Source organism: Arthrobacter sp. NPDC056727 (genome assembly GCF_042790555.1).
Taxonomy (GTDB): Bacteria; Actinomycetota; Actinomycetes; order Actinomycetales; family Micrococcaceae; genus Arthrobacter.
Genome location: NZ_JBHTZA010000001.1, coordinates 185639 through 211746 on the forward strand (window position 1 = coordinate 185639; position 26108 = coordinate 211746).

The window sequence follows — 26108 nt, forward strand, 5'->3', positions numbered from 1 at the left end:
GATATTCCAGCCATCGATGCGCCGGCGACGTTCCCAGGATTCACCGACTTTCGCTGGGCCCCGGTTACCGGTTCAGCTCGGCGAGCGAACCGGTTGGCAGGTGGATCCAGCCTTCCTCACGCGCTGCAACCTCCTGATCCGGGCCAGGCAGCAGGGTGGTCCGTGTGGCGGCGGCGCGGGCTGTCAGGGATGCGATGACCGAATCGAGAAGATCATCAGAGGCGGTCAGCTGATCGCGGTAAGTGGCAAGGTCCAGCCAAGGCGCTGCGGCGGCGAGCTGGCCCAGCATGGTCTCACGGACGTCGGACTCCGGCGTCCCGCGGCCCTTGTACCCGCGGGCCTCGATGCCCCATATTTTCAAGGAGGCGGCAGGGTAGACCTCGACAAGACGTCCCGTACCGTCCCTGGGTTGAACGCCACAGAGGTGCGCTATTTTTGACTGAATCACGGCGCAGCGCATGGCCGGATGGGCTAGCCGGTCCGCCGACACGCTCAACGGGATGAGGCCCGTTTGGCGCGTGACGAACCGGTCGGTGGCCCGGTAGGCAAGTTCGCGACGTCCGGCCAGCCCGTCGTGGCGAAGCACGGCATCAGGGTCCTCCCGGAAATGGCCGAGCAGGAATTCGAGGAAAGGCCGGGGCCAGCCAAGAGGGCAGTCGATCCCGGTCGTGTCTGATGCACCAAAAAGCTCGACGACGGTTTCGTCACCCAAGCCGAGCGCCAGGTGGACGAGCCTTGCCTGCGCCCCGCCCCATTCGATGACCGCAGCCGCCGTTCTCTTCGGATCCGCAGCCAGGTCAACCCCGAGAGTCTTCACGCTGTCACTCTAATCAGGACAGACCCCTGGCCATCGCTGTGGGTGAACCGGCTGTGTGGAATTGCGTAAGCAAATCACCTTCACCTCCGCGATCGCAGGTTCTGCGTAATGGCGCGTGAAGCCGCGATGAGGAGCTGGCCAATGGCGTCTGTGCGGGCCTCGATCCACTAGTCCCGCCGGCACCTGTGAGGCGGGAAGCCCGGTCCCTGAAGGGACCGGGCTTCCCCTGCTCGACAGGTACGCCGGTACTGCAGGGCGTTATTGTGTCGCCGAGGACATTTGAAAGGGTGGTCGTATGAAAGAACGCAACGTAGCAGGGACTGTGGGGCTTGATGACTTCTCGCAGGGAGTGGCTGCCCTGAGCTCATGGATCGATCAGGCAACGTCAGCCGGCATCCCGAAGCCGCAACCTGGGCACGGCTGTCGAAAATCACTGAGGAAGCCGGCGAAGTTGTCGCCGCTTACATTGGCGCGACAGGACAGAATCCCCGAAAAGGCGTTACGCACACAATCAGGGACGTTGAGGAGGAACTGTTGGATGTCGCGCTCACTGCGCTGGCAGCGCTCGAGCACCTTCGGGGCCACGACGCACGCTCCGGAACCCTGCTCGCTGACAAGCTCACCAGAACCCTGGAACGGGCAGGCCTCCAGACCTGAACCGCACGTCCTTGCGCCGGGAGGATGAGTACGCGCATGGCGCGCCGGTCCAGGTATTTCCCGGTACGAGGACGCTCCACATAGAAACGAGTACGGGCCCCGTCCTTCAGGACAGGGCCCGTACTCGTTTCTGCTGGTTGGCCGCTACTAACCGATCGGTGTAGGCGGCTGCTCGCCGCGGAGTACGGCGAGCGTGTTGTCGGCGGCTAGCACGGCCATGGCGGTACGCGTCTCGACGGTGGCCGAGCCGAGGTGCGGCACGAGCGTCACATTCTCCAGGTCCAGCAACTCGGGATGGACCTGGGGCTCTTTCTCGAAGACGTCCAGCCCGGCACCGGCGATGACGCCCTCACGCAGCGCGGCGGCCAGCGCCGCTTCGTCGACGATCGGCCCGCGTGCGGTGTTGATGAGGTAGGTCGAGCTCTTCATCGCCGAAAGCTGCTCCGCGCCGATCAGGTGGTGCGTGTTCGGTCCGTACGGGCAGTGCAGCGAAATGACGTCGGAAACCGTCAGCAGCTCGTCGAGGTCGACCCGCCGGGCGCCCAGTTCGGCGGCGATTGCGGGGTCGATCTCGCTGCGCGACTGGTACACGATGTCCATGCCGAAGGCCTTGGCCCTGCGTGCGGTCGCCTGGCCAATGCCGCCCATGCCGACGACGCCGAGGGTCTTGCCCTGCAGGCTGCTGCCGAGCAGGAAGAACATGCCCCACTTCCACGCCTGGCCGGCGCGGATGAGCCGTTCGCCCTCACCGAGGCGGCGGGTTGCCATCAGGATGAGCCCGAACGCGATGTCGGCGGTCGCCTCGGTGAGCACGCCCGGTGTGTTGGTGGCGACGACACCGCGCTCCGTGCAGGCCGGAACGTCGATGTTGTCATAGCCGACGGCGACGTTTGAGACGACCTTGAGCTGCGGGCCTGCGGCGTCGAGCAGTTCGCCGTCGATGCGCTCGGTGAGCAGGCTCACGATCGCGTCGGCGCCGGCGACGCGGCGCAGGAGCTCCTCGCGGCTGATCGACTCCGGGCCGGTCCAGGCATCGACCTCGTGCTCGGCACGAAGCTGTTCGAGCGCGGCGTCAGGGATCCGTCCTGTGACGACTACCCGGCTCATGCGGTCACGATCCATTCGCGCAGGCGTCCCAGGCCCTCGCGGATGTCCGGCACCTCGATGCCCGAGTAGGCGAGCCGGATGTACTGCCGGTCCTCGCCGGGCAGCCGCCGTCCGAAGTGCTCGCGCGTGCAGAAGGAGACGCCGGTCTTGTACAGGGCGTCGGAGGCGAAGTCGCCGACAGCCGTGTAGCCCATGCGCTCCATGACCTCGGTGACGTCGGGGAACAGGTAGAACGTCGACTGCGGCACGGCGACGTGCATGCCGGGGATGGAGTTGACGAGCTCGCAGGCGGTGTCGCGGCGGCCCTGCAGGATGTCCAGCATCTGCTGCACCGAATCCTGGGGACCGCGCAGCGCTTCGACGCCGGCCCACTGCACATAGTGCGTGGTGCAGGACTCGTCGTTGGTGTTCAGCGTGCTGAGCACCTGGGCGATCTCACGCGGGGCGACGGCGCAGCCGAGGCGCGAGCCGGTCATCGCGAACTTCTTGCTGAACGTGTAGAGGATGACCGTACGCTCGGCCATGCCGGGGATCGATGTGATCGAGCTCGAGACGCCCTCGTAGCGGGTCTCGAAGTAGGCCTCGTCGGAGAGGACCCAGAGGTCGTGTTCGATAGCGAGCTGTGCGATGGCCTCACGTTCGGCCGCCGTCGACTCTGCCGAGATGGGGTTCTGCAGGTCGTTGTAGATGATGGCGGCGGTGTTGGGCGTGATCGAGGCGCGGATCTGGTCCAGGTCGATCGCGAAGCCCGTGTCCGTGGGCACATAGCGGTACGGGACGGCCGTGCCGCCGAGGTACTCGATCTGCGATTCATAGATCGGGAAGCCGGGGTTGGGGTACAGCACTTCCTGGCCGGGGTTCATGACCGCCTGCAGGAACTTGGTGATGACGGGCTTGCCGCCGGTCATCACCACCACATTCTCGGGGGAGAACTCGATACCGCGGCGGGAGCCGATGTCGTCGGCAAGGGCTTCGCGCAGTTGCGGGATGCCGGGGCCGGGGCAGTAGCCCGTGTAGCCGTCGGCGATCGCCTTGCTCATCGCTTCCACGATGTTCGGGGCGGTGGGGATGTTGATATCGCCGAGATGGAAGGGGTAAACCAGGTTCCCCTTCGCCTTCCAGGCGGCGGCTGCCTGCGCGACGCTGAAGGCGGTTTCGGTGCCCAGGCGTTCGAGCCGGTGCGCGAGTTGCTGCATGCTGTTCCACTCCTCATCGAGTTGACGTCGGCCCTCCGAAGAAGACCTCATATAGAACTAATATATATCAGCGATCGGAACTAATATATCAAACCGGGAAATGTGATTACCACCCCTGCCGCATGGCGTGCCAGGCCAGGCGAATGTCCTTGGCGGGCAGCGGGACCAGAAGAAACGTCCCACGCAACAAAGCAGCGCCACGGAGGGTAACTCCGCGGCGCTTGTTTGCTGATGAATTGCTTGGCTTGATCAGTTGCTCGGCTGCATTCGGCTGCGTCCCGAAATGTGCTCCACCAGTTCGCCCACCCTCTCTTCGGAGTAGTTGCGTGCGATGTCACCCTGGCTGATGATCCCTACCAACTTGTGGTCGGCGATGACCGGAAGCCTCCGGACCTGGTACTTCTCCATCATTTCGATGGCGGCGTCGATGTTTGCATCGGCGTCAATCCAGTAGGGCTTGCCCGTGGCGAGGTCGCTGGCCAGCACCTCGCGGGGATCGCGGCCCACAGCAACGCACTTGAGCACGATGTCCCTGTCGGTGATCATGCCCTTCAATTTGCCGTCGTCACCACAGATCGGCAACGATCCGCAGTCCAGATCCAGCATCATCCGTGCGGCATCCGCGAGTGACTGGTTCTCCCTAATACACCGCGCATCCGTAGTCATGAATTCACGTACAGCACTCATTGGTCCTCCTTCATCGATTGGAGTATCGACGCAGAGTCACCGGGCACATGCGCCGATGTTGCCAGCCTACGCCCGGGCCGGAGCCGATGTCGACGGCGGTTCCGAACCTCCCGAAACGGGAGGGAAAGGCGGTTGTGCCGGGCGATTCACCACCCGGCACAAGCGCCCGTCGCAAACGGTCTGGAGCGGAGCCGGGGAAGTCAGGCGAACAAGGACCGGGTGTGGTCGTTGAGGAACATTCCGCGCGGATCGAACTCGCGCCGGACCTGGATGAAGGTGTCCAGCTCCGGGTAGAGGCGCTCCAGGCGGCTCCGGGTCATGAAATGGATTTTGCCCCAGTGGGCCCGCGGCTCGAAGTCCCGCAGCACCGCATCGGCGTCCCGGAAGAACTGCCAGTAGTCGGTTCCGGGTTCCGTGGTGAGGGTGATGACGATGCTGTCGCGCCCTTGGAACTGGGACATGTACCCGTCGTCGGCCTTCACCCAGCGGACCTCCACGGGGTACTTCTGGTCGGGGTGCTTGGTCCGGATCAGGTCCTGGATGGCCTCGACGGCGGTGAGTCCGAGTTCGCTGGGCACAAAGTACTCGAGCTCGTGGAACGGCGTGTTGAACCCGCCCGGATAGATCCGGTACGAGCGGTCCAGGCGTGCGCCTTCGACAGTGGAGATCCCCGCCTCGTCCTGGATCTCCGCCACGTTGTACCGTTTGGTGTAGCTGCGGTTTCCCATACGGTGCTCAGGCGAGCCCGGCAGGTCCAGGAGTTCGCACGAGTCGTCCTCCGGGCACCAGAGGAACGAGTAGTGCCGGTTCGAGTCGATGTCAGCCTGCCACGTCGCCGCGGTCTCCGACCATGTGGGATACGTGATCTGTTCCTGCAGGTAGTAGCGGTCCGCAACCGCCAGCTCCACTTCCAGGAAGATCCCGAGCGTTCCCAGGGCAACCTGGGCTGCCCTGAGTTCGCGGAGCTGCCCTTCGCCGATTTCGACGATGTCGCCGTACCCGTTGATCAGCTTCACCCAGCGCAGGGCTGAGGAGAAGCTGCCCAGGTCCTTCCCGGAGCCGTGCGTGCTCGTGGCCAGGGCCCCGGCAATCTGCTGCTTGTCGATGTCCCCCTGGTTGGCCAGTGCCAGCCCTTGTTCCCAGAGCGGATCCCCGAAGGCGTTGATCGTGGTGCCGGCCAACGCCCTGGCGCGGCGGCGGACGCGGTCGGTTCCGGTGATGGCCGACAGGGCAGACATGTCCATCAGGACACCGCCCGTCTGGACCAGCGGCGACGACGAGTGCCCTGACCCGACCGCCCGCACGGGCAGGCCTTCGCGGATGGCGAACCGGACGGCGGCGAGCGCTTCCTGTTCAGTCCGAGGGCGGACGGTGAAAGCGGGCGTCGCGCTTTGGTTCCCGCCCCAGTTGGTCCACGTGACGTCCGTGCCGAAGGGAGCGGACGGGGTTGCCGCACGGTCTGGGGCTGTACGGCGAAGGTTGGCGGTGGTCATAGCAGGACTCCGATGCTGGATCTGAACGCTCATGCGCCGTGGTTGATCATGACGTGCTTGGTGCGGGAGTAGTCGTCCAGGGCGTAGAGCGACAGGTCGCGGCCGTAGCCGGATCCCTTGAACCCGCCCCAGGGCACTTCGCACGCCAGCACCAGGTGCGAATTGACCCACACCGTGCCGAAGTCGAGCCGCTTGGGCACGTTCAGCGACAGGCTCGAGTCCCGGGTCCATATCGAGGCGGACAGGCCATAGGGGCTCTCATTGGCCCGCGTAACGGCTTCTTCGGTGGAACTGAAGGTCTCCACGGTCACCACGGGGCCGAAGACCTCGTGCGTGGCGATGTGTGCGCCGGCCGGGACGTTCGTGATCACGGTTGGCTCAATGAAATAGCCGGGTCCCTCCAGTGCGGACCCGCCGATCGCCACCTCCAGCCCTGCGGCCTTTGCGTCAGCCAGCGACTCCTTGACGCGCTCGAAGTGCGGGCGCGAGATCATGGGACCGATTTCGACGTCGTCACCCCCCTCCGGCGCGCCGACCACCAAAGTGCCCACTTCCCTCACCAGGTGCCGGGTGAACTCTTCGGCCACAGACTCGTGCACGAGCACGCGGCAGGCGGCGCCACAGTCCTGGCCGGCATTCCAGAACCCGGCGTTCCGCACGCCAACCGCAGCGGCGCGGAGGTCGGCGTCGGGAAATACAACAACGGGAGCCTTGCCGCCCAGTTCCAGGTGGACGCGCTTGACGGATTTCGCTGCGGTCTCGGCCACTGCCCGCCCGCTGGCAACGCTTCCGGTCAAAGCGATGAGGGCAACGTCCGGGTGCTCGGCGAGACGCTGGCCAACCGTCCGGCCCTGGCCCGTGACGACGTTGAGGATGCCGTCCGGGATGCGTCCGGCCAGGACTTCTGCCAGCTTCAGCGTGGACAGCGGCGTCTGCTCGGACGGCTTCAGGACGATGCTGTTGCCGGCGGCCAGGATGGGCGCGATCTTCCAGGCCGCCATCAGCAGCGGATAGTTCCACGGCGTGATGACGCCCACCACGCCCACGGGCTCCCGGAGGATGACCGACGTATGTCCGGTTGCGTAGTCGCCGCCGGCCATGGACGTGAGGGTGCGGGAAGCCCCGGCCATGAAGCGGAAAGTGTCGATGGTGCTGGAGACGTCGTCCTCGGCGACGGTGCGGGGCTTGCCGGTGTTCGCGGATTCGATGACCTCGAAGGCCTCGCGGTTGGCTTCGATGATGTTGGCGATCAGGCTCAGGACCTCGGAGCGTTCTTTGGGCGTCGTGGCGCCCCAGGACGTCTGGGCCGCGGCGGCCGCCTCGACCGCCACGTCCACGTCGGCGGCGGTGCCGGCCGGAACAGCAGCGATGACTTGCCCGGTGGCAGGATTTTCGACGTCGATGAGCTGGGCGGAGGAGCCGGGAACAAAGGATCCCCCGATGAAGTGCCCGGTGGGCGGAAGGACTCCGGCGGGGCTGTGGTCCGCGGCGGAGCGTCGGACTGTGAACGGCTCGGTCTGGGTGAGGGTCATGATGTTTTGCCTTTGCTAGATCAGGTCGTTTGCGAGTGTGGGGGTGGGAAAGGGCGCGGCGGTCTTTTTCTGGAAGGCGCGTGCAGTGAAGTAGTAGAGCGGGGCGACAACCACCAGGCCGACGATCCAGGAGATGTCCACGCCTCCCAGTGCTGCCGCGAGCGGGCCGGTGTAGAGGGCAGTCGCCGAGAACGGAACCTGGATCAGGGCCCCGGCAACATACGAACCGATGGCCACCCGGTTGAACCGGCCGTACACGCCGCCGTCGCGCTGGAAGAAGTCCTCAACCCTGTAGTCGCCGTGCCGCAGGAGGTAGTAGTCAACGAGGTTGATGGCAGTCCAGGGAACCAGGACGTACATCAGGAAGGACAGGAAATTCGTGTAGAAGAAGATGAAGTTGTCGCGGGCGAACAGCGCAATCAGGAGCGCGATGGTGAAGATGATGACGGACGCGATGCTGCGGGTCTTGGCGTGCGGCAGCCAGTTGGGCCGGAACGTCTGCCCGATGGTGAGGGTGCAGAGGACCCCGCAGTACAGGTTCATGGCGTTGGAGGCGGCCACGCCAAGGCAGAAGATCCCGATGACGGCCAGGGTCCATGGCTGGAGCAGGGCGCCCAGGCTTCCCACGATTTCGACATTGCCGGCCTCGGCGCTCAGTGCCACGGCGAGAGTTCCCACCACGGCCCCCAGGATCATCGGGAAGAGTGTTCCCAGGACGCAGCCCGAGTAGGACGCCCAGAAGGCTGGTGCCGATCCGGTTCCCTGCGGCATGTACCGGGAGTAGTCAGAAACGTACGGTGCGTAGGCGAGCTGCCAGAGCGCGGACACGGAAATGGTGCCCATGAAGCCAACCCAGTTGAAGGCGCCCTGCGCCATGAAGTTTGCCGGGAGTCCGTGCACGAACACGATCCAGATGAAGGCCAGCAGCAGGGCCGCTCCGGCCACAACGCTGAGGAAGCGGGCGTAAGCGTGGATGAGCCGGTAGCCGAAGATCGTGGCGACCACGCTGACCAGGCCGATGATGATGATGCCGCCGTCCACGCTGATGCCTGGACTGACCGCGGCCATGGCTTCCCCGCCGAAGACCAGGTTGGCCGCGAAGAACCCGACGTACATGATGACCACGATCACCACGATCAGCAGCGCTCCGTATGACCCGAACTGGCCGCGGGTCTGGATCATTTGTGCGACGCCGAGCTGCGGGCCCTGCGCGGAATGCAGCGCCATGAAGATGCCGCCGACCACGTTGCCAATGATGATTCCCACGATCGCCGTGGCAAAGTCCAGGCCAAACACCGTGGTGGCGAGTCCGCCGGTCACGATGGTCATGATCATGATGTTGGAGCCGAACCAGATGGTGAAAAGGTCGCGGGCCTTTCCGTGGCGCTCATTGGCGGGAATGGGCTGGATGGTCTTGTCCTCGAGCCGCGGAACTTCCGTGGCGGGAGTGGTTTGGGTGCTCATCACAGGCTCCGGGAGGTTGTCTGCAGTTCCCGGACGGTCTCGGCGGCAGCCTTGCCGCGGTTCACCATCAGGGCGAGAAGGTCGAAGACCAGGGTTGCCGCTGCGACGCTGGTGATGTCGGCATGGTCGTAGGCGGGGGCGACCTCGACGACGTCGGCGCCCACGATGTTGATGCCGTTCAGGCCGCGGAGCAGTGCCAAAAGTTCACGGGAGTGGAGTCCGCCCATTTCAGGGGTTCCGGTGCCCGGCGCGTACGACGGGTCCAGGACGTCGATGTCGATGGACACGTAGACGGGGGTATTGCCGAGCCGGTCCTTGACCTGCTGGATCGCTGCCGGAACGCCGATGACGTCCAGGTCGGAGCAGCGGATGATCTGGAAGCCGAATTCGTGGTCGCGGAGGAAGTCGTTGCGGTCGTAAACCGGGCCGCGGATGCCGACGTGCATGGACTTGTCCTCCACCAGGAGGCCTTCTTCGAATGCCCGGCGGAAGATGGTTCCGTGTGTGACCGGCTGGTCGAAGTATGTGTCCCACGTGTCCAGGTGGGCGTCGAAGTGCAGCAACGCCACGGGTCCGTGGACCGCGTTCAAAGCCCGCAGCATCGGCAGTGCAATGGTGTGGTCGCCGCCGATGGAGATGAGCTTCTTGTCCCCGCTGATCAGCGGGAGCGCCTGCTCCTCGATTTCACGGACGGCGCGGGTTAGGTCGTACGGCGTGCAGGCGATGTCGCCGGCGTCCACAACCTGGACTTCATACACAGGCTCAACATCGAGTTCGGGATGGTATCCGGGACGCAGGAGCCGGGAAGCCTCGCGGACTGCGGCAGGACCGAAACGGGCGCCGGGCCGGAAGGAGGTCCCGCCGTCGAACGGCACACCGACGATTGCAATGTCGTAGTCCGGTACGCGGTCGATCTGGGGCAGCCTGGCGAAAGTGCCAAGGCCGGCGAACCGGGGGACTTTGGTTGCGTCGACGGGGCCAATGGGTTGGTGCGTTGTCATGCCGGAATCCTTCGGGGAGAGGGGTGCTCGCCTTTGAGCGGGAAGTAGGTAATTCAATTCTTGGTGACCCGCATCACGGCGTATAGCGGTAGATTGACTACAAATGGCCGAGGCCCTTAGACATATGTATAAACGCCTGCAAACGGGCGGCCCAGCAGCAACCAGGAGCGCATTCCGTGGCAATAACCGTGGCTGAACTCGTAGCCGAACCCCAGCTTGGGCTCACGCTCATGGCCGGATCGGAAGGCCGCGACAACCGCATCACCTGGGCCCACACCTCGGACCTGCCACGGCTGTGGGAGTGGGTCACCGGCGGTGAGCTCATGATGACCAACGGCCTGTCCATCCCAGCGGATGCCGCCGGACAGGTGGCGCTTGCCGAGGCGATGGTCGATTCCGGCGCCAGCGCCCTGGCCATTGGCGAGAAGATGCACGCTCCGGAGCTGCGCCCTGAGTTCCTTGCTGCGTGCGACCGGCTGCCGTTGCCCCTGATCAACATCCCGTACCCGCTGCCCTTCATTGCCATTGCCCGGTCCGTGGCGGAGTCGTCCTTGCTCGAGGAATCACACCGCCTCCGCCAGACAGCCCGCGTCTACGACCTCCTCCGCACCGCCGGAGAAGCGGGGGACCATTGGCAGAGCCTTGTCCGGAGACTGGCCGCCGAGCTGGACGCCGACCTGCTGGTGGTGGACCGGCGGTGCCTGCACCCGTGGCATCCCGAGGGCCGGCCGCTCCCGGATTTCCTCGCGGACGCGTGGGCGCCGTCGCCGGGACACGTCACGCCCGCGGGCAAGAATTTCCAGTGGCACCGGGTCCGCGGCAGGCACGTGCTGACGATGGACATCCCTACCCATGCCAACGCCCTCCTGGTGGTGCTTCCCAACAGCGAACCGCACCCGGACGCCGTCGTGCTTCTGCATGCCGCAACAGTCCTGGGACTGCAGCTTTCACAGACAGTCCTGTCCCTGGAAAGCCGCCACCGGCTGGCCGGCGAATTCCTGCTGCAGGCCCTGGACGGCAGGCTGGGGACGGCGGAAGCGGAAAGCCGGCTGGCGGCCTTCGATGTGCCGGCCCAGGATTTCCTGATGGCTTCGGTCTCGGCGGACGACGGCGACTGGCTGGCGAACGTCCACGTCGAACTTTGGCGTCACGGCGTCGCCGCCGCATCGCTGAAGCGGAATGACAGGCTGCACGTGGCCGTTCCTGCTGACGCTGCCGACGACCTGCTGCTTCACTGTGCGGGGCCGGGCGCACGGATCGGCATCAGTGCTCCCGCCACTGCCGCCGGCATCCAGCGGGCGCTGCAGGAATCGTTGTGGGCCCTCGGTTCGGCCCAGGCCAACAAGCTGGCACTGTCCCGCTACGCCCAGGGCCCGTCGTGGCTGGGGCTTACGGGCTTCGAGGAAGGGGCGGCGCTGGTCCAGCGCCTGCTGGGCCCGATTTTCGACTACGAGCAAAGCCAGGAGGGCGATCTCCTGGTGACGCTGAAGACGTATCTGGACACCCAAAGGTCGTGGCAGAAGACGGCTTCCGCACTCTTCGCGCACCGGCAGACCATCATTTACCGCATGCGTAAGATCGGTGAGCTGACGGGCCTGGACATGGGTGAAACGTCCACCGTGGCGCAGCTCTGGTTTGCGCTGCAGATCCACGAGGCCATGAGGAAGTGAAGCACCCGTAAAGTAAGCAGGGTGAGCAACCGGATCAGCCCGTACGATGCCTGGCAGCGCCTCCTGGAAGGCAACGAGCGTTTCGTCGCGGGGGATTCCAGGCACCCGAACCAGAACGCCACCCGCCGCAGCGAGCTGGTGAACACCCAAAACCCTTTCGCGGTCATCTTTGGCTGCGCCGACTCCCGTCTCGCGGCGGAGATCATCTTCGACGTCGGCCTGGGCGACGTCTTCGTTGTCCGCACGGCCGGGCACGTGATCGACGACGCCGTGCTCGGCTCGCTCGAGTACGCCGTCTCGGTACTGCACGTCCCGCTGGTTGTCGTCCTCGGCCACGACAACTGCGGCGCCGTCACTGCGGCGAAAGAGGCCGTGGAATCCGGCGACGTGCCGCAGGGCCACATCCGCGATCTGGTGGAACGGATCACACCGTCGGTGCTGGGCTCGCTGCGCGAGAACAAGACCGACGTCAACGACATGGTGGTCGAACACGCCAAGCAGACCGTGCGCCGGCTGCTGGACAGTTCAAGGATGATTTATGACGCCGTGGATAATTACTCCACCGCCGTGATCGGCGTTGCATACCGGCTCGAGGAAGGCCGGGCGCAGCTCGTGTCCACGTCCGGCGTCCTCTGAAGCCTGCCGCTATCCGCTGACCACCCCTGTCCGGGCGTTCCAGACCAGCCGCCCGCCGCGGAAATCGGATTCGCGGCCGGCGGGAACCGAATACTCGTCGGTGATCGGGAAGCCAAGCCGGCCTTTCTCCCAGCCCAGGGACGCCCACATGGTGCGGATCGCGCCGTGGACTTCGCGGGCGCCGGTCTTGGATGACCAGTAGATCGAGGCCCCCCGGGAGAAGTGGTTGTAGCGGCCCGCCCCGCCGGGAGTGACTTTTTCGTCGGTGATGGGGTAGCCGAGCGGGCCTTTCTCCCAGCCCAGGGACGCCCACTTGGTGCGGATCGAACCGTGGATTTCGTGGGCACCCGTCTTGGGTGACCAGTAGACCGATGCCCCGCCGGAACCGGAGAAGTGGTTGTAGCGGCCCACCCGGTCAGGGGTGGCTTTCTCGTCGGTGACTGGATAGCCGAGCGGGCCCTTCTCCGCGCCCAGGGAGATCCATTCGGTCCGGATCGCACCGTGGATCTCATGGGCGCCTGTCTTGGGCGACCAGTAGATCGAGGATCCACCGAAACCGGAGAAGTCGTTGTAGCGGCCGACGCCGTCAGGCGTGACCGTCATGTCCGTTGTCGGGAAACCGAGCACACCGGCGGCCCCGCCCGCGGCCTTGTAGCTGGTGTAGACCGCGGCATGGACTTCATGCGCCCCTGTCTCGGGCGACCAGCAGATCACCCCGAGGACAAAGTCCTGGCACTTTCCGCCCGTGACGGCGTACTGGTCTGTGAGCGCCCGGCCGAGGCTCGACCCAGGGCGGCCGGCGCCGATCTGCTGCGCCTTGACGGCGATCGGGTCGTCGGTGCCGTTACCGGTGAGCATGACCTGCTGCGCGCCTTGGCCGTCATCGGCGGTGATCAGGTAGAAAGTGTCCTGTGTGCCGGCCTGTCCGAGGGCCGTCGGCGTGAAGGTCACGCTCTGGAAGGCCGACTCACCCGGGGGAATCGTGATGCCCTCGGAAATGGGGGCGCTCGTCGCGAAGGCACCCAGCGGCGCCTTCGCCTTGGTGATGGTCATCGGGATGTTGCCGGTGTTGAGGATGGTGAAGTCTGCCGTGGCCGACGTCCCGACGGGGACGTCCCCGAAGTCCAGCGAGGGCGGCATCTGCAGGTGCGCGGCACCGGAGACGGCGGTTGCGTTAAGCGGCACGGTCACGGAGCCGCGGTCGCTGGCGATCACCAGCGAGTCCGTCACCGGGTCCGCGATCGTGGGGCTGAAAGTCACGGACACCGGCACCGAGGCGAGGGGCTGGATCTGCTGGCCCACCACCGGGAGCGTCGTCGCGTCGACGCTAAGCTCCGCATTGGCCGGCAGGGTGACGCCGGTGATTTCGACGACGGTGGCACCGGTGTTGACGATGTTGACAGTTTGCCGGCTGAGTGTGGGGACCGGCACGTCCGTGAACCGGAGCGCCGCCGGGGTGGCGCCCAGGCCGTCCCTGGTGCCGACGGCGTGGACACCGAGGAGAACGGTCTCGCCGTCGGCCGTTTTGACAGTCAGGGTGCCGTCGGCCTGCCCGGGAGCTGTCGGCGAGAAGATCACCGGCACGGTGAGGCTGTCGCCGGTCGCCAACGTGGCAGGCAGGCTGGTCAGCGTTCCGATCCCGAACGGCGCGGCAGCCGTGATGGAGCTAAGCGTCACCGCCCGGGTGGCGGTGATCGTAACATTGCCGGTCTGGCTGGCGTCCACCCCGGCCGTGCCCAGGTCTGTGGATGTGGCGCCCACGGCTGCAGTCGTCGGGGAACCGAAGCCCAGCACGTGGCCGTCGCGGGTGCCGACGAACACCCTGCCGTTGTCCGTGGCCACCGAGGAGAACTTGGCCGCCGTGCCAATCGGGGTGCTGAACACCTGCTGGAGTGAGCCCGTGCTGTCCGGGAGGGCACGGTAGGCCCGCAGTTCCGCATTGACGCCGGTTCCTCCGGTGGAGTAGACCGCCCACACGAGGGCGGACGATCCGTCGGTGCCGGAAGACGTCACCGTCGGGGCGCCGGACGTGTACCCGAAGGTGCCCGCTGATGTCCCGACGGAGGCGAGCCTGATCCCGCCCGTGGCGCCGGGCACAAGCTTGAAAGCGCGGAGGAACCCCCTGTTCTCGACTGTGTAGAGATACCCGCCGTCATTCGTGCCGAGGAACGCGGGCCGTCCCCACACGCCGTTGTAGGGTCCGGCCGCATCGAGGACCGCATCAGTGCCGTCCGGTCCCTGCGCCATGCCGCCCAGACTGTCCCGGTCCAGCAGGTAGACGTGCCCGTCCTTGCCCACCTGGGCCAGCAGGTGCGGGTGCTCGGCCGTGCCATAGCCGTCAGGGACGGCAACCGGGGCGCCGGCGCCCAGGTCGGCGTCGCTCTGGTCCAGCCTGAGGTTGCCGGCCGGGCTGAAGAAGTCGGTGGGGCTCAGGTTGCCGTCACTTCCGACCCGGAGCCTGACCACCGATTCCGCCAGCGTGCTGGGAGGCGCATTGCCGGGACCGGCCTTGGGGGAGATGCCGTTCCCGGTGGCAAACAGGATCTGGCCGGGACCGTCGGAGACCAGTCCTCCGCCGGACTGCCAGATCCCGCCCTCCGCGTTGGCGTTGCCTGACTCGGTGGCCCACATGGTTGCCTGCCGTCCGCTGGTGGACACGCCGATGACGTAGCCGACGAAGGGCGTGTAGTCGCAGTGGCTGGCGAAGCCCGCATACACCACCCCGTTCATCAGGAGCAGTCCCGGCCGCTGCATGGCGGTCATCGCGTTGAAGGGGCGGGTCGGGTCGTTGGTGGGGGCGCCGCTGATGAGGACGGGAAACCCGGCGCGCTCCGCCCCGGTCACCTGGTCGAGTGAGTGCATGTACCAGTGGGGGAGCTGGGGGCTCGCGCCGTCGTTCGTCTTTGCCAGCAGGAACACGCTGTTTGTTGCCGGGTCGAAGACAGGGGTGGACGTAATGCCGATGTTGGGTGTGAGGTCACCGCAGCTCACGGTCGACGCCGGCCAGGCCGGCCCGAGGGAACGCTGCCACCTGGTTGCCCCCGTGTCACTGTCCAGCCCGTAGACGGCATTGTTCTCGGTCGCGGCTATCACGGTGCCGCCGACCACCAGTGGCTGCGCGTAGACCTGCCCGTCTACCGCCGTCGAGAAGAGCTTGCCGAAGTTTGCCGACGAGACGGACGACGGCGAGAGGATGGTCTCGTTGCTGTCCCACCCGGTGCGGAGCGTATCGTGGGCAATCGTCCCGACGTCGGCCACGCCGGCTCCTCCCACGGATATCCCGGCGAACACAAGGACCGCCGAGAGAAGAGCACTCAACCCGCGCCGGTGCTGCAATGGAATGCCCGGCTTTGCAGCCAGGACACGGGTCAACGCCCCAGTTCTATGTTGATCGCGCATGTTATTTGAGACCTGTCTTTTACCGTTGCTGGACTAGGCCAAGTCCGATGCAGCTGGGGAATACATCGGGACCCCCTTGACCACCCCACTGTCTGTGGCGGGCCCTGCGAAAAAGTGGGAGCCGACCGTGAGAAATGAACTGGCACCCCTAAATGAGGGGGTCGGCGCGTGGCGCGATTGACAGCAGCAACGGTTGGCCCAATGGCCGCGGGCACGCTAAAGGCGCCCCGGAGGGGCCGGGGATGACGGTATTTGTGATCAGGTCGGAGCTAGTACATGCGTTTCAAGGAGCAGCCCGGGGCTGCGTGGATGGTGTTCTGGCCGGCGGCGGCCGCCTCGGACGGGCTCCTAGTCGGGCCGTCCGACGACGACGTGTGACGGACTGTGCGTGACGTAGCCAGTAACCCAGGACGAAAGTGCGCGGATCTTCTGCTGGGTGCCGGGGAGCAAGGCGAGGTGAACGCCGAGCCACGAAAGGAACGCCAGGGGGCCTTGCAGTTGGATCCGCTTGCGGCCCAGCTCGGCGACTGCGGCGCCGCGGCCGACCATGGCCATGTAGCCCTTGTCCCAGTAGGCGAAGGGCTGGCGGGAACCGCCGGCAAGGTCAGCCTGGATATTGCGGGCGGCCCATTTGCCGGACTGCTCGGCAACCGAGCCGAGCTGGGGAAGTTTGGCGCCAGTGGCGTCGGTGATGTTGGCGGAGTCGCCCAGGACATAGACGCCTTCAACGCCGGGCGCGGTCAGGTCCGGCAGCACGTCGATGCGCCCGCCCTTGCCCTGCGGGAGGCCCGAGCCGGCGATGATTTTTCCGCCCTTCAGGCCGCCGGCCCAGACGACGATCTGCCCCGGAATGACCGTCCCGTCCGCGAGCGTCACACCGTCGGCACGGACCTCGGTTACGCCCTGGCCCATGTGCAGTTGGACGCCCAGCTTCACCAGCCGGTCACGGGTATAGGCCTGTGATTTCGCGGAGAACGCCATCAGCACATTCGGCACCATGTCCACGAGATGGACGCGGCACCTCGCGGCAAGGTCCGGCGAAAAATACTTCGGCACTAGGTATTTGATGTTCTCGGCGAGGGCGCCGGACGTCTCCACGCCAGTGGGGCCGCCGCCGACGACGATCACGTCGGCATTGCCCGTGTGCGCACGGTCTGTCTCGTCCAGGACGGTGGTGAGGGCGGCGCTCAGCCGCGTGGCATCGGCCACGGAATACAGCGGGTAGGCATGTTCTTCGGCGCCCGGGGTGTTGAAGAAGTTCGGCACGGCGCCGGCGGCGATGACCAGGATCCGTGCCTGGTAACGGGACCCGTCGACAGTGGTGACGGTGCGGGTGGCGGAATCTATTGCCGTCACCTCCGCGGTGAGGACCCGGACTTTCTGCGAGCCGCGGAACACGGAGCGCAATGGCCGGGCCACGGCGGACACACCGATCTGCGACGCAGCCACCTGGTACAGCAGGGGCTGGAACTGGTGATAGTTGTTCGCGTCGATAAGGAGTACACGGATGCCGTTACGGCCGAGGTGCTCTGCTGCGGTCATGCCGGCAAACCCACCGCCGACCACGATGACCTGATATGTATCGTCCATTCGTGCAACATACCCCGCCAGGCAAACGTGCAACAGGGGCATTCGGGTGCGGCCGCACCCGAATGCCCCTTATCTTTGCGGCCTACGAGCCTTCGTTTGCCGTGACGGCATTGACTGCCAGGGCATCAGTGATTTCGCTGTCGATGTCGGCAGAGGACAACTCCGCAGCTGCCGGGACGGCAGCGGCGTGCTCGGCCAGGACGCCGGTCTGGTGCCGGATCTTGAAGCGGTACAGCAGGGCACCGCCTGCGGTGACAGCGGCGACGAAGATGACCCCGCCCCACTGCAGGTACCACTCGAACGGCGGCACGGAGTTGTAGATTTCCGGGCGCGGCCAGACCAGGTTCAGCGTCATGGCCCCGCCCCACAGGACCGCAAGGATGTTCACGGGCAGCCCCCACTTGCCCATGCTGAAGCCGGCTTCCGAACGGTCATCGAGCAGCGGCCACTTCCTGGCGAGCCGCTTGCGCAGCAGGGGAACCGTCACCAGCAGGTAGGACAGGTAGATCAGGACGATGCTGATGCTGGACAGAATGGTGAAAATGGCCGGCTGCATGACGTTGACCAGCAGCGGGATAACGGCAATTACGCCGATCACGATGGCTGCGACGGTGGGTGTCTTGCGGACCGGGTCCACCTTGCTGAGCTGCCGGCTGAACGGCAGGTTGTTGTCCCGCGCCATGGCGAACATCATGCGGATCGCAGCGGCGTGGACGGCCAGCGTGCAGACCACCACGGCCACCACGATGCAGGCGAGAAACGCCTTGCCAAAGGGGCCGCCGAGGACGGAGAGCACGATGTGCTGCAGGCCGCCGTCGGCAGCCCCCACCTTGGGGTCGGTGAGGTCCGGCGCAGCCAGGATGCCGAAGAGCAGGATCAGCCCGCCCAGCACGAAGGATGCCGTGACGGCCCGCAGGATGGCTTTCGGTGCCGTGCGCTTGGGGTCCTTCGTCTCCTCGCCGAGGGAGCTGGCGGTGTCAAAGCCGTACATGACGTAGCCGGAGGCCATGGCGCCGATGAGGAACACACCGAAGAAGCCAAGGTCGTGGCCTTCGCCGAAGCCGGCAGTGTCGAAGAAGACCTCCGGGCCCCGCACCACGTGCCAGCCCAGCGCGAGGATCAGCAGCACGGCCGCGATCAGCTCGACGAAGACTCCGATGCTGTTGATCCGGGTCATGAGCTTCACGCCGAACGCGTTGATGAGCGTGGAGATGGCGATCATGATGGTGGCGAGCAGAACCCCGTTAAGGGCAAAGTCGTACGTGCCGGTGCCGTCACCGACGATCTGGAAGCCGGACCAGAGCTGCGGCAGGGTGATCTGCAGGGCCAGTGCCACGGACCCCAGCGCCATGATCGAGGACAGCAGCAGCAGCCAGCCGGCGAGCCAGGCCGAAGTGCCCGAGGCGAGCCGCTTGGCCCAGTTGTAGACCGAGCCGGCCACGGGATAGCGGCCGGCCAGTTCGGCAAAGCACAGCGCCACCATCAGCTGGCCGACGAAAACGATGGGCCAGGACCAGGCGTATGCCGGGCCGGCCATGGAGAAACCAAAGTAGAACAGTTGAAAAACACCGGTGAGGATGGAGATGTAGCTGACGCCTGCGGCGAAGCTGGCGAACTTGCCGATGCTCCGGTCCAGGGTCTGGGCATAGCCGAATTCGTCCATGCCGCTTGAATCAGTACTCTTGCTGGGTTCCAACATCTGAACTCCTAAGTCAGAAAAGCACGTTGGTGATTACCCGCGGCCTCCATTGGACGCAGATTAAATCACACTGCTGAAATCGACGGGCCGGGCACCGCGCTGCGGCGCCCGGCCGTCTTCCCCCATTGCTGTTGACTGGCCGCTGAAACTTATGGACACACGCCTCGGACTCCGTTGTGTGTGGCGTGGGTCATAGTAAGCAGGCTAGTCGATGCTGAACATGTGTTCAAGGCTTGCTTGTGAACGAATGTTCAATCATAGTTGCGCCGGATGCGGGCGAATGAAGCTGCCGCTCAGGCGAGGGCCGCGCTGAGCTCCGCCTCCGCCGTCGCTGTTTCACCGCTGCGGCTCGCGCGGATGAGGTCCGCGCAGCGTTCACCGATCATCATGACGGTGATGTTGGGGTTGACCGTGACGTGCTCCGGCATGACGGAGGCGTCGGCGACGCGCAGGCCGGTGACGCCTTTAACCTGCAGCTCCGGGTCCAGCGGCGACATAACGTCGCCGGCCGGGCCCATGCGGACGGTGCCGACGGGGTGGTATACGGTGTTGTGCGTTTTGCGGATGTAGTCCTGCAGGTCCTCGTCGGTCTGCGCCTCGATGCCCGGGGAGAGCTCACGGCCGGTCCATCCGGCCATGGCGGGCTGGGCGGCGATTTCGCGGGCCTTGCGGATTCCCGCGACCATGACGCGCATGTCGTGGCCCTCCGGATCGGTGAAGTACCGCGGGTCGACCATGGGCTTGTCGCGGAAGTCGCGGCTGCGCAGCCGGACCGTGCCGCGCGAGCGGGCGTGCGTGACGTTCGGGGTGAGGCTGAAGCCGTTCTCCGTGGTGGGGTAGCCGTACCGGAGGGTGTTCATGTCGAACGGGACGGAGCCGTAGTGCATCATCAGGTCCGGGCGGTCCAGGCCGCTCTCGGTGGGTGTGAAGATGCCGATCTCCCACCACTGCGTCGAGGACTGCACCATCGGCTGCTTGGCTTCGAACTGCACCACGCCTTCGGGGTGGTCCTGCAGGTGCTCGCCGACGCCGGGGGAGTCGACCAGGACCTCGATTCCATGTTCTGCCAAGTGCGCGGCCGGGCCGATCCCGGAGAGCATGAGCAGCTTCGGCGAATCGATGGCGCCGGTGGACAGGACCACCTCGCAGCGCGCGGAAAGCCGGTGGGTCCTGCCGAACGCCGAGTCCACGACGTCGACGCCGGTGCACCGCTTATCGGCGTCGAACACCAGCTGGCGGGCACGCAGGCCGGTCAGCAGGGTGAAGTTCGCGCGCTCGATGATCGGGTGGATGTAGGAGACCGAGCTGGAGGAGCGGGTGCCGTCCGCGCGGCGGTTGATCTGGAAGAAGTTGGCGCCGTTGACCACGGTGGTTCCGGTGTTGAACTGCGCGCGCGGTATGCCTGACTGTTCGCAGGCGTCCAGGAGCGCGACGCCGGCGGGGTCCGCCGGGGGCACGTTCATTAGGTGCACGGGGCCCGAGTCGCCGTGGTGCGGCGCGTCCGGGCCGGCGTCCTCGTTGGTCTCCAGCCGCTGGTACAGCGGCCAGGCGGCCTCAGCGTTCCAGCCGGCGGCACCGTATTTGGACTCCCACTCGTCCAGGTCTTCGCGCGGGGCCCAGAAGGCGATGCAGGAGTTGTGGCTGGAGCAGCCGCCCATGACCTTCGCCCGGGCGTGCCGCATGAAGGAGTTGCCGTTCTCCTGCGGTTCGATCGGGTAGTCCCAGTCGTAGCCGGACTCCAGCAGCTCCATCCAGCGGTCGAGCTGCAGGATCTCGGGTATGCCGCGGTCGTCCGGGCCGGCCTCCACCAGTGCCACGGACACGGCCGGGTCCTCGCTTAGCCTTGCGGCGACGGCGGCGCCGGCGGATCCGCCGCCGATGACGATGTAGTCGAACTCTCGGCCATTGAGGCTCTCGACGTTGTCGGTGTGCATCTAGTTCTCCTTGCTGTGGTCAGCGAACCAGCCGGTCGCCTGCGGGCTGGTGTTCTGGTAGATGTGCTTGGCTTCCTGGTATTCGGCGAGGCCGGTTGGGCCAAGTTCGCGGCCGACGCCGGACTGGCCGAAGCCGCCCCACTCGGCCTGGGGGAGGTAGGGGTGGTAGTCGTTGATCCAGACGGTGCCGTGCCGCAGCCGGCCTGCCACGCGCTGCGCCTTGCCGGCATCCTGGGTCCAGACGGCGCCGGCAAGCCCGTAGATCGTGTCGTTGGCGGTCGCCACGGCCTCGTCCTCGGTGCGGAAGGTCTCGACCGTCACCACCGGGCCGAACGCCTCGTCCACGACGACGGACATTCCCTTGCGCACGCGGTCCAGGACGGTTGGCTGGTAGTAGAAACCGGCGTCGTACTTCTGCCCTGCGGGGGCCGCGCCGCCGCACCGCAGCCGCGCACCCTCGTCCACGCCGCGCTGGACGTAGGAGTGGACCTTGTCGCGGTGGGCCGCGGAAATCAGCGGCCCGGTTTCTGCGGCCTCGTCGAAGGGGCCGCCCAGGCGGATATCCTGCGCGCGGCGGACCAGCTCGTCAACGAAGCGTTCGGCGATCGATTCCTCGACCACCAGCCGCGCGCCGGCGGAGCAGACCTGTCCGGAATGCACAAACGCCCCGTTGAGCGCATTGTCGACGGCGGCGTCGAAGTCCGCGTCGGCGAACACCACGTTGGGGTTCTTGCCGCCGAGCTCCAGCGCCACCTTCTTCACCGTGCCGGCAGCGGCTGCCGCGATGCGCTTGCCGGTCTCCAGCCCGCCGGTGAAAGAGACCAGGTCGACGCCGGGGTGCTCCGAGAGCGGTGCGCCTGCCTCCGCGCCGGCCCCGGTCACCAGGTTGGCGACGCCGTCCGGCAGGCCCAGGTCCTGCAGCAGCTGCATGGCCAGGATGGCGGTGGACGGGGTCAGTTCGGAGGGCTTGAGGACGAAGGTGCAGCCGGCGGCCAGGGCGGGCGCGATCTTCCACGCCGCCTGGAGCAGCGGGTAGTTCCACGGCGTGATCAGTCCGCAGACGCCCACCGGCTCGTAGGCGATCCGGCTCACGACGGCGGGATCCCCGGCGTCGACCATGCGGCCCGCCTGCTGCCCGGCGAGCCTTCCGAAGTATTCGAAGCAGGCGGCGACGTCGTCCATGTCGATCCGGCTCTCGATGATCCGCTTTCCGGTGTCCAGCGACTCGGCGCGGGCGAACTTCTCACGCCGTTCGCGCAGTCCTGCGGCCACCTTGAGCAGGAAGGCGCCGCGCTCGGGTGCCGGGACCGCGGCCCAGACGCCGGAGTCGAAGGCGGCACGGGCCGCAGCGATGGCGCGGCCGGCATCGTCCCGGCCGGCTTCTGACACCGTGGCGACCAGTTCGCCGTCGGCCGGGTTGCGGATCTGGCGAACCGCGCCGGAGCTCGCCGGCTCCCACGAGCCATTGATGAACAGGGTGGATGCGGTATTGGTCATAGGGTCTCCTCCAGTAGTACGGCGACGGGCCTGCAGTCGGTCTCCCGGTCGGCATTGAGCGGGACGTTTTCGACGGATCGGGCGGATCCGATGGCCACGACGCACTGGGCGGGTGTGGCGTAGGTCATAAATGCAGGTTAGTAGAAATTGAACAGGTGTTCAAGGTTTGGCATGAACAAATGTTCAAGAATGTTCATGACCGTCGCGGCAGGAGGGGATGTCTCGGGGACGGGCGGGCGGCCAGGCCGCTGAGTGCGCTGGCCCGCTGGTGCCCTGTTACGCAGTTGCGCTAGTTCGCGGCGGCGAAGGCGATCTGCTCCGTGCGGGCGATGCTTCTTTGGATGGCTGCGCTGTCTATGCCAAGCAGCGCGGTTAGCCACATGCCGTTTTGTATGACGACGATGTCGTCTGCGCGCTGCCGGCACTCATCTTGCGAAAGTTCGGGTTTGGCGTTCCCGATCAGCGCGGCAAGTCCGTCCAGATACCGCTCGAACGCGGCCGCGTTGATCAGTGCAAAGTCCTCATGGGCTTGGGCGAGCGCCCAAAGGTGAAGGCGCAGGGAAAGGTACCGGGTGGTCAGCAGTTCCGCGGCCGCAACCCGCTTGAGGGCTTTGCGGAGCTGTTCATCCGGGGACGAGGCGGGGTCGGGCGCGACCAGCAAGAGGTCGTGCTCGTCCATGCGGTGCAGGGCGGCGCGGATCAGGCTCGATTTGTCCTCGTAGTAGTAGTTCACCAGCCCCAGTGCGACGCCGGCTTCCCTCGCGACAGCGCGCATGTTGACACCGGAAATCCCGTGGCGCGACAGCAGGTCCAGCACGGCTTCGAGTATGCGCGACTGCCTGCCAAGCTGTTCGCCGGGGTTCACGGTGCTTGTATCCACCCGGCCAGACTATTGGGAAACCTGACCGAGTGCATCTCGCTGACAAGGGACGTCACGGACCCGGGACAATTTCCGCCTGCAGCCTGACGGGGAGAAGCCAGTTGTGCTTTAGTAAATCCATGGCCGCTCCCATTGAGGACTATGCACTGCTGTCGGACCTCCAGACGGGGCCCCTGATCTCCCGATCCGGGAGCGTTGACTGGCTCTGCTTCCCGCGGTTCGACTCCCCGTCGCTGTTCAGTTCCCTGCTGGGAATCGAGAACCACGGCCGCTGGCTGCTGGCGCCCCTTAACTCTGAAGCAGCAGTAGTGGGATGGCAGTACGTCGATTCAACCTTCGTGCTGGAAACAGTCTGGAAGACGCCAACGGGACGGGTCCGGGTCACGGACTTCATGCCGGTGGGGCATACGGGCTCGTCAGTTCTTCGCCGGGTCACCGGGCTGGAGGGGCGCGTCGAGATGTACCAGGAGCTCATCATCCGCCTGGGGTACGGGACAGTTGTGCCGTGGAGCCGGCGGATCCAGGACGGCGCCGCTGCCGGTGGAACAGTGCTTCTGGCCATGGCCGGCCCGGACGCTGTTGCGCTGCGGGGACCGCATTTGCCGGAGGCGCACGCGCATGGGCACTCCGGTGAATTCGAGGTGGCGCAAGGGCAGGTTGTCGACTTTGAGCTGACGTGGTTTCCTTCACACCGGCCCGTCCCTCCTGCGGTCGATTTTGACGCTGCGCTCGAACTGGCTATCGATTACTGGACGCGGTGGGGGAGCCACTGCCGTTCCGATGGCCCCTACGGAGGCGCGGTGAAGCGTTCGCTGTTGGTGCTCAGGGCGCTGACGAATTATGAGACAGGCGGCATCGTTGCAGCACCCACCACGTCCCTGCCGGAGGAATTTGGCGGGCCACGGAACTGGGACTACCGGTTCTGCTGGCTGCGCGACGCTGCCTTGACGCTGGAATCCATGCTTACCCACGGCTATGAGACTGAAGCCCTGCACTGGCGTAACTGGCTGCTCCGTGCCCTCGCCGGCGACCCCGAAGACCTGCAGATCATGTATGGCATCGGCGGGGAACGTGAATTGCCGGAGCGTGTCCTCGACCATTTGCCCGGTTATCAGGACTCGCGGCCCGTCCGCATTGGAAACGCTGCGGTGGCACAGTTTCAGGCTGACGTCGTGGGCGAGGTGATGGTCGCGCTTGAAAGGCTCCGCCTGGCCGGCGGCAAGGAAGACCACTTCTCCTGGACGCTTCAGCAGATCCTGCTCGGGTTTGTTGAGAAACACATCGAGGACAAGGACTTTGGCCTGTGGGAGATGCGCGGGGATCCGCAGTTCTTTACGCATTCACGGGTCATGATGTGGGCTGCCTTTGACTGCGGCATCCGCGCGGTCCGGAACCATGGCCTGGACGGACCTGCTGACCACTGGGAACACCTGCGCGAGCGGCTGCGCGAGGAAATCATCCGTGAGGGATTCGACCCGGACCTCAATTCCTTCACGCAGACGTACGGCGGCCAGCAAACAGATGCGGCCCTGCTGGTCATGCCCCAGGTTGGGTTCCTTCCCTACAACGATGAGCGGATGCTGGGAACCGTTGCCCGGCTGGAGGAGGAACTCCTTACCGAGGACGGCCTGTTGCTGCGCTACCGCACGGAGACCGGCGTTGACGGGCTGGACCCGGGCGAGCACCCCTTCCTTGCGTGTTCCTTTTGGCTGGTCGAACAGTACGCGCGCACTGGCCGCATGGCCGAGGCGAAGAACCTCATGGACAAGCTGGTGGGCTTCGCCAATGAACTTGGCCTGCTGAGTGAGGAGTACGCCACCAAGGCGATGCGGATGGCCGGCAACTTCCCGCAGGCGTTCTCGCACCTGGCACTCGTCCGGGCTGCGGACGCCATGCACGGCGTAGACCTGCTGAGCATGGCCGCGGAAGCGAAAGTCTGATCCCGGAACAGCGGCCGCGGCATTCCCGCCGCTGGCATGCTGGCTCGATGCCGACCCAAACGGGTAGTTAAAACTGTCCCGAATGAGTGTTTTGCCTCGCTGCGAAAGACAGGACGATGGATGTTAGGCCCACCCTTTGGGGGAGGTAAGGGCATATTCCATAGCGCCGAACAGCAGTAGAAAGGTACATCCAATGAGCAAAACCTTCCAGCCCACGGAACTCTTCAAGGGGAAGCTGGACGAAGCCCCGCTTGGCCCTCCGCTGGCCGAGGTGCTTGGCGACGAGATTCCCACGCGAATTGGCATTCCCTTTGCCAGCGACGACTCCCGCATCCTCTCCGGCGTCTGGGAAGCCGACCCGGGCCTCTCGCGGTGGGAATTCCTGGAGCGCGGAGAGGTGATCCACGTCCTTGAAGGACGCATGGTGGTCACAGAGGACGGAGGCGAGCCCGTCACCCTGGAGGCTGGAACGGCCGGCTTCTTCCCCATCGGATGGCAGGGAACCTGGGAAATCCAGGAACGGATCAGGAAGTTCTTCGTCATCTTCAACGCCTGAGTCGGTGCCGGATTTTCGGCATTGCCTGGGGGTATATACCGAAAATCCGGCAACCACTGGCACCGGCCCCGCGCCCGGCTGGCGGAGCTCCGGTCAGTGGAGAATGTCGCTGATTTCCGCGCGCACCAGCCGCTCGGCGAGTTCGCCGAGGTCCAGGTTCAGGACAGCCTTGAGGGCGCGCGCCATGTTGGGGGCTGCGGCAAGGAATTCGGCCAGGCCAGGATCAGATTCCAGCTCGCGCCCGAGCTTTTCCCTCACGTCGGCGGCGGTCCAGTGACTGTTGGTGTGCTGACTGGTGAGTACAGTCCTGGTGTTCATCGTCCTGCCCTTCCTGCGCCTGGTGCTTTGGCTGT

General features: G+C 65.8%; 21 protein-coding genes. 5 read left to right on the forward strand and 16 right to left on the reverse strand.

Features of this window, described 5'->3' with window-relative positions; all coding sequences use genetic code 11:
- Window positions 1-64 precede the first annotated feature (64 nt).
- Complete coding sequence (locus ACFRAH_RS00865; protein WP_377989008.1) at window positions 65-817, reverse strand: DUF429 domain-containing protein; 753 nt, start codon at window positions 815-817, stop codon at window positions 65-67.
- 534 nt (window positions 818-1351) lie between these two features.
- Between ACFRAH_RS00865 and ACFRAH_RS00870 the strand changes: the two genes are divergently transcribed.
- Window positions 1352-1474, forward strand: coding sequence for a hypothetical protein (locus ACFRAH_RS00870; protein ID WP_377989009.1), 123 nt, complete (start codon window positions 1352-1354; stop codon window positions 1472-1474).
- 147 nt (window positions 1475-1621) lie between these two features.
- On the opposite strand, the gene ACFRAH_RS00875 is transcribed toward ACFRAH_RS00870, so the two are convergent.
- From ACFRAH_RS00875 to speB, 7 genes are all read right to left on the reverse strand, one after another.
- Window positions 1622-2581, reverse strand: coding sequence for a 2-hydroxyacid dehydrogenase (locus ACFRAH_RS00875; RefSeq protein WP_377989011.1), 960 nt, complete (start codon window positions 2579-2581; stop codon window positions 1622-1624).
- Window positions 2578-3777 carry a pyridoxal phosphate-dependent aminotransferase gene (locus ACFRAH_RS00880; RefSeq protein WP_377989013.1) on the reverse strand — a complete coding sequence of 400 codons (1200 nt, stop codon included), beginning with the start codon at window positions 3775-3777 and terminating at the stop codon, window positions 2578-2580. The genes ACFRAH_RS00875 and ACFRAH_RS00880 overlap by 4 nt, the downstream gene beginning before the upstream one ends.
- A 249-nt stretch (window positions 3778-4026) precedes the next feature.
- On the reverse strand, window positions 4027-4464 hold the full coding sequence (locus ACFRAH_RS00885) for a CBS domain-containing protein (protein WP_377989015.1): 438 nt from the start codon (window positions 4462-4464) through the stop codon (window positions 4027-4029).
- Between the two features lie 200 nt (window positions 4465-4664).
- The gene (locus ACFRAH_RS00890) at window positions 4665-5957 is read right to left on the reverse strand and encodes a D-arabinono-1,4-lactone oxidase (RefSeq protein ID WP_377989017.1); all 1293 of its coding nucleotides are present in this window, start codon (window positions 5955-5957) and stop codon (window positions 4665-4667) included.
- Window positions 5958-5986: 29 nt separating this feature from the next.
- Entirely contained in the window at window positions 5987-7489 is a 1503-nt protein-coding gene (locus ACFRAH_RS00895) for an aminobutyraldehyde dehydrogenase (protein WP_377989019.1), read from the reverse strand.
- Between the two features lie 15 nt (window positions 7490-7504).
- The gene (locus ACFRAH_RS00900; protein ID WP_377989021.1) at window positions 7505-8953 is read right to left on the reverse strand and encodes a purine-cytosine permease family protein; all 1449 of its coding nucleotides are present in this window, start codon (window positions 8951-8953) and stop codon (window positions 7505-7507) included.
- Window positions 8953-9954: an agmatinase gene (gene speB / locus ACFRAH_RS00905; RefSeq protein WP_377989022.1), complete on the reverse strand. Its 1002-nt coding sequence runs from the start codon at window positions 9952-9954 to the stop codon at window positions 8953-8955. The genes ACFRAH_RS00900 and speB overlap by 1 nt, the downstream gene beginning before the upstream one ends.
- A gap of 176 nt (window positions 9955-10130) precedes the next feature.
- Between speB and ACFRAH_RS00910 the strand changes: the two genes are divergently transcribed.
- The gene (locus ACFRAH_RS00910) at window positions 10131-11624 is read left to right on the forward strand and encodes a PucR family transcriptional regulator (protein WP_377989024.1); all 1494 of its coding nucleotides are present in this window, start codon (window positions 10131-10133) and stop codon (window positions 11622-11624) included.
- A gap of 21 nt (window positions 11625-11645) precedes the next feature.
- A complete protein-coding gene (locus ACFRAH_RS00915; protein ID WP_377989026.1) occupies window positions 11646-12260 on the forward strand; it encodes a carbonic anhydrase in 615 nt (204 codons plus the stop codon).
- A gap of 9 nt (window positions 12261-12269) precedes the next feature.
- Here ACFRAH_RS00915 and ACFRAH_RS00920 read toward each other — a convergent pair whose 3' ends face one another.
- The 7 genes from ACFRAH_RS00920 to ACFRAH_RS00950 all read right to left on the reverse strand — a co-directional run bounded on the left by ACFRAH_RS00920 (window position 12270) and on the right by ACFRAH_RS00950 (window position 23259).
- The gene (locus ACFRAH_RS00920) at window positions 12270-15518 is read right to left on the reverse strand and encodes a choice-of-anchor D domain-containing protein (protein WP_377989028.1); all 3249 of its coding nucleotides are present in this window, start codon (window positions 15516-15518) and stop codon (window positions 12270-12272) included.
- A 489-nt stretch (window positions 15519-16007) separates the two neighbouring features.
- A complete protein-coding gene (locus tag ACFRAH_RS00925) occupies window positions 16008-17249 on the reverse strand; it encodes an NAD(P)/FAD-dependent oxidoreductase (protein ID WP_377989029.1) in 1242 nt (413 codons plus the stop codon).
- Window positions 17250-17331: 82 nt separating this feature from the next.
- Window positions 17332-18948, reverse strand: a complete 1617-nt coding sequence (locus ACFRAH_RS00930) for an APC family permease (protein ID WP_377989031.1) — start codon at window positions 18946-18948, stop codon at window positions 17332-17334.
- Between the two features lie 293 nt (window positions 18949-19241).
- Window positions 19242-20882, reverse strand: coding sequence for a GMC family oxidoreductase (locus ACFRAH_RS00935; protein ID WP_377989033.1), 1641 nt, complete (start codon window positions 20880-20882; stop codon window positions 19242-19244).
- Window positions 20883-22379: an aldehyde dehydrogenase family protein gene (locus ACFRAH_RS00940; protein ID WP_377989035.1), complete on the reverse strand. Its 1497-nt coding sequence runs from the start codon at window positions 22377-22379 to the stop codon at window positions 20883-20885.
- Window positions 22376-22507: a hypothetical protein gene (locus ACFRAH_RS00945; RefSeq protein ID WP_377989037.1), complete on the reverse strand. Its 132-nt coding sequence runs from the start codon at window positions 22505-22507 to the stop codon at window positions 22376-22378. The genes ACFRAH_RS00940 and ACFRAH_RS00945 overlap by 4 nt, the downstream gene beginning before the upstream one ends.
- 161 nt (window positions 22508-22668) lie before the next feature.
- Window positions 22669-23259, reverse strand: a complete 591-nt coding sequence (locus ACFRAH_RS00950) for a TetR/AcrR family transcriptional regulator (RefSeq protein WP_377989039.1) — start codon at window positions 23257-23259, stop codon at window positions 22669-22671.
- A gap of 119 nt (window positions 23260-23378) precedes the next feature.
- Between ACFRAH_RS00950 and ACFRAH_RS00955 the strand changes: the two genes are divergently transcribed.
- Together ACFRAH_RS00955 and ACFRAH_RS00960 are read left to right on the forward strand one after the other, a co-directional pair.
- Entirely contained in the window at window positions 23379-25199 is a 1821-nt protein-coding gene (locus ACFRAH_RS00955; protein WP_377989041.1) for a glycoside hydrolase family 15 protein, read from the forward strand.
- A gap of 193 nt (window positions 25200-25392) precedes the next feature.
- On the forward strand, window positions 25393-25755 hold the full coding sequence (locus tag ACFRAH_RS00960) for a cupin domain-containing protein (RefSeq protein WP_377989043.1): 363 nt from the start codon (window positions 25393-25395) through the stop codon (window positions 25753-25755).
- A 93-nt stretch (window positions 25756-25848) separates the two neighbouring features.
- Here the strand turns inward: ACFRAH_RS00960 and ACFRAH_RS00965 are convergent, their stop codons facing one another.
- Complete coding sequence (locus tag ACFRAH_RS00965) at window positions 25849-26073, reverse strand: hypothetical protein (RefSeq protein WP_377989045.1); 225 nt, start codon at window positions 26071-26073, stop codon at window positions 25849-25851.
- Window positions 26074-26108 lie beyond the last annotated feature (35 nt).